The 12,717-nt window shown below is 72.5% G+C and carries 8 protein-coding genes; 5 read left to right on the top strand and 3 right to left on the bottom strand.

Annotated features, from left to right (window positions below; genetic code table 11):
* Nucleotides 1-27 precede the first annotated feature (27 nt).
* Complete coding sequence (polA, locus tag ACZ7M3_RS17580; RefSeq protein ID WP_472064234.1) at nt 28-2,811, top strand: DNA polymerase I; 2,784 nt, start codon at nt 28-30, stop codon at nt 2,809-2,811.
* A gap of 1,200 nt (nt 2,812-4,011) precedes the next feature.
* Nucleotides 4,012-4,974 carry a serine hydrolase gene (locus tag ACZ7M3_RS17575; RefSeq protein WP_472064233.1) on the top strand — a complete coding sequence of 321 codons (963 nt, stop codon included), beginning with the start codon at nt 4,012-4,014 and terminating at the stop codon, nt 4,972-4,974.
* Here the strand turns inward: ACZ7M3_RS17575 and ACZ7M3_RS17570 are convergent.
* Entirely contained in the window at nt 4,895-5,749 is an 855-nt protein-coding gene (locus tag ACZ7M3_RS17570; protein WP_472064231.1) for a DUF4184 family protein, read from the bottom strand. The genes ACZ7M3_RS17575 and ACZ7M3_RS17570 overlap by 80 nt on opposite strands.
* A gap of 257 nt (nt 5,750-6,006) precedes the next feature.
* On the opposite strand from ACZ7M3_RS17570, the gene ACZ7M3_RS17565 reads away from it, so the two are divergent.
* From ACZ7M3_RS17565 to pgfA, 3 genes are all read left to right on the top strand, one after another.
* Nucleotides 6,007-7,695 carry a lytic transglycosylase domain-containing protein gene (locus ACZ7M3_RS17565; RefSeq protein ID WP_472064229.1) on the top strand — a complete coding sequence of 563 codons (1,689 nt, stop codon included), beginning with the start codon at nt 6,007-6,009 and terminating at the stop codon, nt 7,693-7,695.
* A gap of 153 nt (nt 7,696-7,848) precedes the next feature.
* Nucleotides 7,849-7,983 carry an SPW_0924 family protein gene (locus ACZ7M3_RS17560; protein ID WP_107096558.1) on the top strand — a complete coding sequence of 45 codons (135 nt, stop codon included), beginning with the start codon at nt 7,849-7,851 and terminating at the stop codon, nt 7,981-7,983.
* Nucleotides 7,984-8,022: 39 nt separating this feature from the next.
* The gene (gene pgfA, locus ACZ7M3_RS17555; protein ID WP_095855235.1) at nt 8,023-9,015 is read left to right on the top strand and encodes a cell envelope lipid trafficking protein PgfA; all 993 of its coding nucleotides are present in this window, start codon (nt 8,023-8,025) and stop codon (nt 9,013-9,015) included.
* Here pgfA and hrpB read toward each other — a convergent pair.
* Both hrpB and ACZ7M3_RS17545 read right to left on the bottom strand, forming a co-directional pair.
* Nucleotides 9,005-11,575 (bottom strand): ATP-dependent helicase HrpB, encoded by a 2,571-nt coding sequence (gene hrpB, locus ACZ7M3_RS17550; protein WP_472064227.1) that lies wholly within the window; start codon nt 11,573-11,575, stop codon nt 9,005-9,007. The genes pgfA and hrpB overlap by 11 nt on opposite strands.
* Nucleotides 11,576-11,579: 4 nt before the next feature.
* Complete coding sequence (locus ACZ7M3_RS17545; RefSeq protein ID WP_472064225.1) at nt 11,580-12,461, bottom strand: class I SAM-dependent methyltransferase; 882 nt, start codon at nt 12,459-12,461, stop codon at nt 11,580-11,582.
* Between the last annotated feature and the right edge of the window lie 256 nt (nt 12,462-12,717).

The raw sequence follows: 12,717 nt of genomic DNA, 5'->3' as shown, positions 1-12,717 counted from the left end.
TCAGTGGGGCGTGCGAGGATCGGGGGCGTGGCAGAAACAGCATCGAAGAAGACCGAGAAAACCGCAGGTACGGGCCGTCCGCGGCTGATGCTCATGGATGGGCACTCGCTGGCGTACCGCGCGTTCTTCGCGCTGCCCGCGGAGAATTTCACGACCGCGACGGGTCAGCCGACGAACGCGATCTATGGTTTCGCGTCGATGCTGGCGAACACGCTGCGCGACGAGGCGCCCACGCATTTCGCGGTGGCGTTCGACGTCTCGCGCAAGACGTGGCGCTCCGAGGAGTTCACGGAGTACAAGGCGAACCGTTCGAAGACCCCGGACGAGTTCAAGGGACAGGTCGAGCTGATCGGCGAGCTGCTGGACGCGATGCACGCGCAGCGGTTCGCGGTCGACGGCTTCGAGGCAGACGACATCATCGCGACGCTCGCCACGCAGGCCGAGGCCGAGGGCTTCGAGGTGCTGATCGTCACCGGTGACCGCGACTCCTTCCAGCTGGTGTCCGAGCACACGACGGTGCTGTACCCGACGAAGGGCGTCTCCGAGCTGACCCGCTTCACTCCGGAGAAGGTCGTCGAGAAGTACGGGTTGACGCCGGCGCAGTACCCCGACTTCGCGGCGCTGCGCGGCGACCCGTCGGACAACCTGCCGGGCATCCCCGGCGTCGGCGAGAAGACGGCCGCGAAGTGGATCAACCAGTTCGGTTCGTTCGCGGACCTCGTCGAGCGCGTCGACGAGGTCAAGGGCAAGGCGGGGCAGAACCTCCGCGACCACCTGGAGGCGGTGAAGCTCAACCGCCGTCTCACGGAGATGGTGAAGGACGTCGAGCTCCCGAAGACGGTCACCGACCTGGAGCGCGCGGCGTACGACCGTACGGCGGTCGTGATGGTCCTGGACACCCTGGAGATCCGCAACCCCTCCCTGCGTGAGCGGCTCTTCGCCGTCGACCCCGGGACGGAGGAGGCCGAGGCGGCCGCTCCGGTCGTCGAGGGGGTCGAGCTGGACGGGGCGGTCCTGGGTGCGGGCGAGCTGAAGCCGTGGCTCGCCGAGCACGACGGCAAGGCGGTCCTGGGTCTGGCCACCGTCGACACGTGGGCGCTGGGTTCGGGGTCGGTGGCCGAGGTCGCGCTGGCCGCAAAACCAGAGGTGCAGCCCGAAGGGCTTCCGAACGAGGGCGGTGGCGGGCGACGGGCGGGCGGGGCGGCGGCGTGGTTCGACCCCTCGCGGCTGGACGAGGCCGACGAGAACGCGTTCGCGAAGTGGCTCGCCGATCCCAAGAAGCTCAAGGTGCTGCACAACGCCAAGGGTGCGATGCGGGTCTTCGCCGAGCACGGGTGGACGATCGAGGGCGTGTCCATGGACACCGCGCTCGCCGCGTATCTGGTGAAGCCGGGCCGCCGCTCCTTCGCGCTGGACGCGCTGTCCCTGGAGTACCTGGGCCGGGAGCTGGGGCCCGCCGCGGCGGCCGACGGTCAGCTGGCCTTCGGCGCGGACGACCAGGCCGAGGCCGAGGCGCTGATGGTGCAGGCCCGCACGATCCTCGACCTGGGCGAGGCGTTCGGCGAGAAGCTGGCGGAGGTCGGCGCGGCCGAGCTGCTGCGCGACATGGAGCTGCCCACGTCGGCGCTGCTGGCCCGGCTGGAGCGGCACGGCATCGCGGCGGACCGGGCGCACCTGGAAGCCATGGAGCAGATGTTCGCCGGCGCCGTGCAGCAGGCGGTGAAGGAGGCCCACGCCTCCGTCGGGCACGAGTTCAACCTCGGCTCGCCCAAGCAGCTCCAGGAGGTCTTCTTCGGCGAGCTGGACCTGCCCAAGACGAAGAAGACGAAGACCGGTTACACGACGGACGCGGACGCGCTGGCCTGGCTGGCCACGCAGACCGACCACGAGCTGCCGGTCATCATGCTGCGCCACCGTGAGCAGGCCAGGCTGCGGGTGACGGTCGAGGGCCTGATCAAGACGATCGCCGCGGACGGCCGTATCCACACCACGTTCAACCAGACGGTGGCCGCGACGGGCCGGCTCTCGTCGGTGGACCCGAACCTGCAGAACATCCCGGTCCGTACGGAGGAGGGCCGCGCGATCCGCCGCGGCTTCGTGGTCGGCGAGGGCTTCGAGTCCCTCATGACGGCCGACTACAGCCAGATCGAACTGCGCGTGATGGCCCATCTGTCCGAGGACGAGGGCCTGTTGGAGGCGTTCACGTCGGGCGAGGACCTGCACACGACGGTGGCGTCGCAGGTGTTCTCGGTCGAGCGTTCGGCCGTCGACGCGGAGATGCGCCGCAAGATCAAGGCGATGTCGTACGGCCTCGCCTACGGGCTGTCGGCGTTCGGTCTCTCCCAGCAGCTGAACATCGACGCGGGTGAGGCGCGTGCGTTGATGGACACGTACTTCGAGCGTTTCGGAGGCGTGCGGGACTATCTGCGCCGGGCGGTCGACGAGGCCCGCGCCACGGGTTACACGGCGACGCTCTTCGGGCGCCGCCGCTATCTGCCCGACCTCAACAGCGACAACCGGCAGCGTCGCGAGGCCGCCGAGCGCATGGCGCTCAACGCTCCGATCCAGGGCACGGCCGCGGACATCGTGAAGATCGCGATGTTGAACGTGGACCGGGCGCTGCGCGAGGCCGGGCTCAAGTCCCGCATGCTCCTCCAGGTCCACGACGAAATCGTCCTGGAGATCGCTCCCGGAGAGCGGGCGAGGACCGAGGAACTCGTCCGCCGCGAGATGGCGTCCGCCGTTCATCTCCGGGCGCCCCTCGACGTCTCCGTCGGCGTGGGCCCCGACTGGGAATCCGCAGCGCACTAGCCCCCGGCGAACGAACCCCTGAAACCCCGGCCCAGGGCCCCGACGTACGGCCCCGGCGTGGGGTCCCGGCTTTGACCCCGGTCTCGGGCCCCGGCCCCTGGCCCGGGGTCCCGGCGTCGGTCCCGGCCCAGGGTCCCGGCGTCGGGTCCCGGCCTTGAGCCCGGTCTCGGCCCAGGGCCCCGGTCTCGGGTCCCGGTTCCGGCGTCGGCCTCGCGCCCTGGGCGCCGGCCCCGGCTGCGATTCCGGTCTAGGCCCCGGTTTCGGGTCCCGGCCCAGGTCCCCGGTCTCGGGCCGGGTCCCGGTCCAGGGTCCCGGCCCCGGCTTCGATCCCGGTTCCGGCCCAGGGTCCCGGCCCCGGCTTCGATCCCGGTTCCGGCCCCGGCGGCGATTCCAGCCTCGGGTCCCGGTCCCCGGTCCGGGTCCCGGGCTCCGGCCGCGGGTCTCGGCCCCGGCGCCGGGCCGGTTCGGTCCCGGGTGGCGCTGGTCGTGGCTCCGCCCGCTCCCTGCGTCGGGTGCCCTGCGGGCAGCTGGCGCGCCGGTGTGGGCAGATGCCCCACCCCGCTCGGGGAAGCCTCCGCCCACAGGGCACCCCCCCTCGCGGCCGCTCGCGGCGCAATCCGTCCCGCGCTCCGCTGCACTAGGTCCTGTCGTCATATTCCCGTCGTCCGCCCGGAGGGCGGGCCCCGCGGCGTCAGGTGCGTGCTCTCGGCGTGCCGTGGATGTACTTGGGTCTGTGCCCGGTGCGGCGAAGGGGGTCCCTCCCTGTTCGAGCGAAGCCGAGAACTTGGGGGCGCGTGCATGGCGTCGCGGGGCAGACGGGAATGTGACGACAGGGCCTAGCCGCCCGCGGGGAGAGTTGTCCCGCGCTCCGCTTCGCCGGCCGCCCGCAGGGAAAGTGGCCCCCCGCTCTGCAGCGCGAGCCGCACGCGGGGAAAGTCAGCCTCAGCCCGTCGTGCGAGCCGCCGCAGGGGAAGTCGCCCCCGCCTCGCCGTGCGAGCCGCCCGTAGGGAAAGTCGGCGCCGGCCCCTGCGTGCTGCCCGGAAGGTGGTGTCCTTCCGTTGGTTGCCCGTAGGGCATGAGCCCTTTTCGGGGGCCGGAGGCGCAGGGGAGGGGGTGTCCGCTCAGCCCCCGGAGGGAACCGTCACTCGCGTGGCCCTCGCAAAGACGCCCCCCGTGCTAAGGGACCGCAAGGATGCGGGCATGGGTATAAGCATGCTCAACCGTCGCACGGCCATGGCCACAGCCGTCGTCTCGGCGCTGCTCGCGCCAGTATCCGCGGTGGCCGCGAGCGCGAGCACCGCCCAGGTGCCCGCGGCCTGCCGTTCCACCCGCAACCCTGAGCTCGCCGCCCGGATGTCCCGCGACATCAGGAAGGCGCTGTCGTCACGCCAGGGCACCGTCGCCGTGGCGGTGCGCGACGACAACGGCGACCTGACCTGCGCCCTCGCGAGCGAGCGTCAGTACGACTCGGCGAGCGTCGCCAAGCTCACGATCATGGAGGCCACGCTGCACCGCGCGGACGAGCTGGGCCGCACCCTCACGAACTGGGAGCTCGCCAACGTACGCCCCATGATCACCATCTCGGACAACACCGCGGCCCAGCATCTGTGGAGCGACCTGGGCCGCACCTGCCTCGGCCGTTTCCTGGACCGTGTCGGAACGCGCCGCACCGAGCTCGGCCCGGCCGGCTACTGGGGCCTGACCCGCACCACGGCCGCCGACCAGATGCGGCTGCTGGGCGTGCTCACAGGTGCCAGTTCCTTCCTGAAGAGCCGCGCCTACGGCCTGAAACTGCTCAGCCAGGTCCGCGGCGACCAGCGCTGGGGCGTCCCCGCCGGCATGCCGCGCGGCCTGCAGGCGCACATCAAGAACGGCTGGCTGCCCCGGTCCACCCACGGCTGGCGCGTCCACAGCGTCGGCGTGTTCACCGGCTCCGACCGCACGTACCGCATCGTCGTCCTGTCGCACGACAACCCGACGAAGGCGTACGGGGTCCGCACCATCGAGCGCATCGCCCAGGCCGTCCACCGCGGCCTCAACCGTAGGCGGGGCGCCGTCCAGGACTTCACTCCGGCGAACGGGATCAGCGAGGTGTCGGACGGTTCGGCGCCGCGCGGACCGGTGCCGGGCTGGGACGAGCCGGAGCGGGGCGCCACACCCTGACCCCGACGGCGTACAGCGCGAGCCCGAGCACGAGACCCGCGCCCGCGCCGAAGCAGAGCGCCGGGATCAACTCCCAGGGCTTCGCGCGGGTGCCCCAGTAGGCCCACCAGCGTGACGCCCGCTGCACGGCGCCCATCAGCCCGCAGCCGCCGATGACGGCGGCGGCCAGCCACCGGTCGGAACGCGAAAGCACCGGCACCCCCACCGGTTCGGCCGAGGGCGCCCGGCGCAGCGCGACACTCACGAAGGCCACGATCACGACGGCCCCCACCAGCGAACTGCCGTACTGCGCGTAGGTGAACACCGGCGTGCCGTCGGCGTTCCGCGACAGGACGGGGACCAGCCGGACCCCCCACCGGTCGTGGTGCGTGAACGCGTCCCACACGACGTGTGTCAGCGCGCCGAGCACCGCGGAGGCGTACCACCACAGTGCGGTCGAGGAGCGCACCGGCCCGCGCGGTGTCCCGCAGCGCAGCAGAGCCGCGGGGCGGCCCTGACGGGCCCGTGGCAACAGCGCCACCAAGGGTTCGCGCAGTACCAGCCAGGCACCCACCAACGCGCAGGCGACGAGTACGTCGAAGGTGAGGACACCGGTGAACGAGTGCGTGAAGTCGCCGAACTCCATCGCTCCGGGGACCGCGCTCGCCGCGTAGTAGGTCATGTCGGGGGCGAACGAACCGGCCACGAGTGCCGCGGGCGCGAGGCGGCCGCGGCCGCCTCCGTCGCCGCGCAGGGCGGGCAGTACGGCCGCCGCGTGGCTGAGGGTGAAGGGCAAAGCGTCCCCCTGTGGCAGACGTTGGTCTGATATGTCGGCCCCGGTGATCTCCGACGCTCAGTATGAGGGACGTATGAAAATGTCCGCGGGCTCCACCCCGCGGTGCGTGTTGTCTTGGACAATCCCACATGGCCAACCGGTGAAAATCGGGCACGAACGGGTGCCTGGGCGACGGAAGTTGTCGTAGGGTCGCCTGGGTCACTGAGCCAGCGAACGCGCGGTGCGCGGACGGTCGTCCACGGGAGGGGTTCACTCAAATGGCGGCGCATTTCGGCAGACTGCGCAAGGGAGCGACGACCACCGCCGTGGCCGCGGTCGCGGTCGCGGCCCTGTCCGCTTCCCAGGCACCCGGAGTGACCACCGACGACCTCGGCAGACAGTCCGCCGGTGCCGCCCAGCCGTCGGGGGACGCGAGCACCGGTGGCGAAGGCGGCGGCGCGACCGGCGACTCGCCGTACTACACCGACCTTCCGCCGCTGAAGAGCCCCAACCCGAGCCCGTCGGCGAGTCCGACCACCGGCACGACCGTCTCCGTGGGCGAGGCCGAGGCCGGCATACCCGCGACCGTCCTCGACGCCTACAAGAAGGCCGAGGCCGAGCTGCGCGCCTCCAAGCCGGGCTGCAACCTGCCCTGGCAGCTCCTCGCCGCCATCGGCAAGGTCGAGTCCGGCCAGGCCCGCGGCGGCCGGGTCGACGCGAGCGGCACGACGTACTCGCCGATCCTCGGCCCCAAGCTCGACGGCAACGGCTTCGCGCTGATAGCCGACACCGACAACGGCGCGTACGACGGCGATCCTGCCTACGACCGGGCCGTGGGCCCCATGCAGTTCATCCCCTCCACCTGGGAGTGGGCGGGCCGCGACGGCAACGGCGACGGCAAGAAGGACCCCAACAACGTCTACGACGCGGCGCTCGCGGCCGGCCACTACCTGTGCCGGTTCGACCGGGACCTGTCCGTGCAGTCGCAGATGAACGCCGCGATCCTGAACTACAACAACTCGACGGAGTACCTCAACACGGTTCTGTCGTGGCTGGAGTACTACCGCAAGGGCACCCACGAGGTCCCGGACGGCACGGGCACCCTGCCCTCGCACAGCAGCAACAGCGACCCCGGGGCGAGCCCCAGCCCGTCCACGCCCGCGACGCCGAGCGCACCGAGTACCCCCAAGCCGGGCGGTGGCGGCTCGACGAGCCCCACCCCGAAGCCGCCCGCGCCGACTTCGCCCGCGCCGAGCCCGACGCCTCCCACGCCCACCCAGACGGTGGACCATCTGGAGGACGCGGACACCGGGAAGCTCACGGCGACGGCGGGCAGCGCCTTCGGCGCCAAGGTCGCCGTGCGGGCCGAGTCCAAGGCGAGCAAGGGCGTGGCGAAGGTCCGGGTGCGGTTCACGATCATCGGTGACACGGACGCCACCTTCACCGGCGGCGAGAGTGTCGCCACGGTCGTCACCGGCAGCGCGGGCACGGCCACCGCGCCCGCACTCGTGGCGGGGGAGAAGGCCGGCGACTTCACCGTCCGCGCCACCGTCGTGGGCCGTGTGCTGGGCGGCCTCGACTACACGGCCACCGTCACCCCGCGCCAGGCCGACACCCTCACCCGCACCGGCGACACCGTGCTGACCTGCGTGCCGGGCGGCGAGTTCGCCGACCAGGTCGAGCTGAAGGCCACCTACAAGGGTGCCGTCGCGGGCAAGGTCGCGGCCACCGCGACGCTCATCAAGTCGGCGGACGACCCGACCGAGAACGACAAGGGCCCGTACTTCAAGGACGCGGACGGCAAGACGATCCGCACCCTCACGGACCTCACGACGGACGCCGACGGTGTGCTCAAGCTCCCCAAGCTGTACGCGGACGACGCGACCGGCACGTTCCTGCTCCGCGTCAACACCACGGGCGGCGCGGTGCTGACGGTCGAGCTGAAGGTCGCCGCGGCCGCCTCGTAGGCCGTACGCGCGTCGAGGGCGCCCCTCCGCCGACAGGCGGAGGGGCGCCCTCGTTGGTGTGCGCAATGTGTTCTCATCTCGCGCCGCCGTTGCTACGGTGCCGGATCTGACGAGGTATCAGTTCTCGATCCGCCGTCCCCCGGGAGGCCCCGCATGCGCGCCCTCATCGCCGCCGCGACCGGTCTCGCCGTGGCGTTCGCCCTGGTGCTCACGATCACGGCCATGGGCTCACCGGCAGGCAAGACCTCGCCCAAGCCGCTGCTGACGACCGTGCCCGCGCACCCGTAGCACTCAGGGCATCCGCAACTCTCAGGGAGGGACGCCGAGATGCGTCGCAAGGCCAGCCTGATCCTGCTCGCCTTCGCCGTGTTCTTCGCGGCGCTGTCCCCGCTGCTGCGCTGGTACGCCTTCCCGCGGCTGGCGAAGATCCCCGCCAACCAGTACCAGGACATGGTCCTGGAGGCGAAGGACGCGACCCTGCTCGACTACGGCACCATGCAGGCCAAGAAGGTCCCCAAGGTCACCATCGTGCAGACCCTGAAGGGCAACGTCGAGGCCTCCGACCGCATCGAGAGGACGGCGGGCCGCGACGTCGTCGTCTGGGACAGCCTCTCCTATGTGCAGGGCCCCGACGGGAAGATGGTCTCCAAGCTCCCCGAGCGCTACATCTTCGACGCGCACAGCCAGGACCCCGTCCACGCCACCGGGGAGTCCGTCGACGGCGACCCGGTCACACGCGAGGGCATCGAGTTCAAGTGGCCCTTCCACACGGAGAAGCGGGACTACGAGTACTTCGACGCGCAGACCCGCACCTCGGCCCCCATCCACTACAAGGGCACCCAGACCTTCCGCGGCGTCAAGGTGTACTACTTCGAGCAGACCATCCCCTGGACGAAGGTCAAGTTCCCCCAGGTCATGCCGGTCCAGGGCATCACTGCGGAGTCGGTCGCCAAGACGGGCACGACACGCTGGTACACGACGGTCCGCAAGTTCTGGGTGGAACCGGTCACCGGGGCGCCGGTCTACGGCGAGGAGATCCACAAGGAGGAGCTGCGGGGCGGCACCCTCCTCGGGGACCGCGACAAGGTGACCGCCTTCGCCGGACACGTGAAGATGCGCGAGGACTACATCAAGCACACCGTCGCCCTGGTCAAGTCCAACCGCACCCTGATCCTGCTGCTGACGTCGTATCTGCCGTGGGGCTTCCTGATCCTGGGCGCGGCTCTGCTGTCCCTCTCCCTCTACCTGGAGGCGCGCAGCCGCCGCCCGGGCGACCCGGCCCCCACGGAGGCGGCGGAACCGGAGCCGGTCAACGCCTGAGCCGCGCGTTCGTGTGCCGGGTCGGCTCGGCGGTGGCCGGGTCCTCGGGCCACGGATGCTTGGGGTAGCGGCCCCGCAGCTCCGCCCGCACCGCCTTGTACCCGTCCTTCCAGAAGGAGGCGAGGTCGGCGGTGACGGCGGCGGGGCGCCCGGCGGGCGAGAGCAGATGGACGAGCACGGGCACCCCGGCGACGGCCGGTGACTCGTGCAGCCCGAACATCTCCTGCAGTTTGACGGCGAGCACCGGCTGCTCGGGGCTGGCGTAGTCGATCCGGATCCTGGACCCACTGGGCACCTCGATCCGTTCGGGCGCGAGCTCCTCCAGCCGGGCCGCGTCCCCCGTGGCCCAGGGCAGCAGCCGGTTCAGCGCCTGCCCGGCGTCGATCCGCGCCAGATCGGCCCGCCGCCGGGCACGGCCGAGCTCCGGCTCCAGCCACTCGTCCACGCGCGCGTGGAGCGCGTCGTCGGACACGTCGGGCCAGGGGTCGCCCAGGTGCAGCCGCAGAAACCCGAGCCGGTGCCGCAGCCCCTCGGCGTCCGGGGACCACCGCAACAGCCCGAACCCGTCCTCCCGCAGCCCTTCGAGCAACGCCTCCCGTACGAGCCCGGGGTCGGCCTTCTTCAGCGGACGCACCGCCAGCTCCACGGCCCCGAGCCGCTCGACCCGCCGCGCGACGACGTCGCCGTCGGCCCAGTGGACCTCGTCCCCCTCGGTGTGCAGGGGCGACGCGGCCCGCCGCGCCGTCTCGTCGTCGACGACGGCGGCGAGCCGCACACGCGCGTGCCCGGCCCCGACGGGCCGATCGGCCACGGCGACCGCCAGCCAGGGCGCGCCGCGCAGAGCCGAGCCGTCGCCGATGTCGGCACGGGTGCCGTTCAGCATGAGGTAGGAGCCGCCCTGCGCCTGCGCGAGCCGCTCGGGGAACGTCAGGGCGGCCACCAGCGCGACCACGCGATCGTCGCCGCCGCCGGCCGGCCACGGACCACCTTCGAGCCCCTCACCGCGGGCGCCGTCCTGGGCGGGTGAGTGGGAAAGTCCCGTCGAAGCGGAGCGCAGGCGCCGGGATTCGGTGCGCCAGCGGGACGCGTAGGGGTCGCCGCCGCGTCGGGCCAGTCTCCAGGCCGCGGCCAGGTCGTCGCCGTACTCGCGGGGCGGCTCCTCGCTCAGGAGGGCGACCACTTCGGCGGCGCGGTCGGCGCCCACCACGGGGGCCGCGTCCAGCAGCGCCCGGGCGAGCCGGGGGTGCAGGCCCAGCCGGGACATGCGCACCCCCCGTTCCGTGGCCCGACCGGCCGCGTCCACGGCACCCACCGCCGACAGGACGGACCGCGCCGCCGCCATCGCCCCACCCGGCGGCGGGTCCAGGAGCGCCAGCCCCGTCGCCCCGGGGTCGCCCCAGCAGGCCGCCTGCAGGGCGAACGCCGTCAGGTCGGCCACCTTGATCTCCGGGGCGGGAAATCGCGGCAGACGGGCGTCCTCGGCCTCCGTCCAGCAGCGGTACACCCGCCCCGGCGCCTCACGCCCGGCCCGCCCCGCCCGCTGCCGTCCGGCCGCCTGCGAGGCCCGTACCGTCGTCAGCGCGCTCAGCCCGCGCGCGTGGTCCACCCGCGGCTCCCGCGCCAGCCCGGAGTCGACGACCACCCGTACCCCCGGAACCGTCAGGGACGACTCCGCCACGGAGGTCGCCAGGACCACCCGGCGCCGGTCCCCGGTGCCCGGTGACAGCACCGCGTCCTGCACGGCGGCGGGCGCCCGCCCGTGCACCTGCAGCACGTCGATCCGGCCGCCCAGATCCCCCAGCCCGCCCGCCACCCGCGCGATCTCCCCGACCCCGGGGAGGAAGCAGAGGACGTCCCCCTCGCACTCCGTCAGTGCCCGCCGCACCACCGACGCGACATGCGTCAGCAGCGCCGGGTCGACACGCATGCCGTGCGGCGGCCGTACCGGACGTACCGGAGGCGCCCACTCCACCTCCACCGGATACGAGACGCCCTGCGCCGCGACGACGGGCGCGTCGCCGAGCAGCCGTGCCCACCCCGCCGCGTCCGTGGTCGCCGACGCCGCCACGAGCCGCAGCTCGGGACGGAGCGCGGCCCGTACGTCCAGGAGGAACGCGGCGACCGTGTCGGCGTCCAGATGACGTTCGTGGCACTCGTCGAGCACCACCACGTCGACGCCCGCGAGCTCCTGGTCCCGCTGGAGCCGTTGGAGGAGGACACCCGTCGTGACGACCTCCACACGCGCGTGTGGCCCCACGACCCGCTCCCCGCGCACGGTGAACCCGACGCTCTCCCCGACCTTCTCGCCGAGCAGCCACGCCATCCGCCGCGCCGCGGCCCGGGCGGCGATCCGCCGCGGCTCGGCGACCACGACCCGACGCGCCGGCCGCCCGTCACCCGGGCCGCCGAGGAGTCCGGCGAGCGCCAGCGGCACGAGGGTCGTCTTGCCGGTCCCGGGCGGCGCCACGAGCACGGCGCTGCCGCCGTCCTCCAGGGTGTCGTCCAGGGCGGGCAGGGCGCCGCGTACGGGCAGCGCGTCCAGGGCGTCGTAACGGATCACCCGTTCAGTCTCGTACGCACACGAAGATCGCCGTACCGGGGATCAGGTTTCCGCGCAGCGGGGACCAGCCGCCCCACTCCTGGGTGTTCCAGGCGGGCCACTGCGGCTCGACCAGGTCGAGCAGCCGGAAGCCCCCCGCCACCACGTCCCGTACCCGGTCGCCGACCGTCCTGTGGTGCTCGACGTACACCGCGTGGCCCTCCTCGTCCTGCTCGACGTAGGGAGTGCGGTCGAAGTAGGAGGACGAGACGGACAGGCCCTCGGGGCCGGGCTCGTCCGGGAAGGCCCAGCGGATCGGGTGCGTCACGGAGAAGACGAAGCGGCCGCCGGGGCGCAGCACCCGGTGGACCTCCTTCAGGACGCGCACCGGGTCGGCGACGAACGGCAACGCGCCGTACGCCGAGCACGCGAGGTCGAAGGAGCCGTCCGCGAAGGGCAGCGCGCCCGCGTCGGCCTCCACGAGGGGCACCCCGCCGCCTATGCGCAGCGCGTGCTGGAGCTGGCGGTGGGAGAGGTCCAGGGCGACCGGACGGGCCCCCTGGGCGGCCAGCCAGCGCGAGCACTGGGCCGCGCCGGCCCCGATCTCCAGGATGTCCTTGCCCTTGAGGTCCTCCGGCGGGCCGAGCAGCTCAGCCTCAACCTCGTCGAGGCCCTCGGGGCCCCATACGAAACGGTCGTCCCCGAGGAACGTGCCGTGTTCTGTCTGGTAGTCGTCCGCGTTGCGGTCCCACCAGCCGCGGTTGGCGCGGGAGCTCTCCGTGACGCCCGCGTCGCGCCGGGTCGCCTCCGGCTCGGCGGGTTCGGGCTCCCGGACCTCGGAGTGTTCCGGTTCGTGGATCTGGGGCTCTTGGATGATCGGCTCCCTCGTATTAGTGTGCGGCTCCAACCGGTCTCGGGAGTGCCACGGCAGGGGCTGCCTATGGCCCGCGTGGCCTCGTGAGACAGGTTTTGTGCCGGGAATGCGGCGATCCGCCCCGGGTGTGCGCCTTCGCGCATTGACCCTGCCCGGCTGCCCCCGTATGCTACAAGTTGCGCTGCGGGCCTGCGCGCCTCAGACGTAGCAGGCTGCGCTCGCATCTGTATGTATGTCCCCTCGGTTTTCGAGGCGCCACCGGGTATCCGGGTTCGGCGCTTCGTTGGCT

Source organism: Streptomyces sp. NPDC111656 (assembly GCF_055656965.1).
Note: the sequence above shows the minus strand (reverse complement) of the source record. Positions and strands in the feature narration are given on the sequence as shown.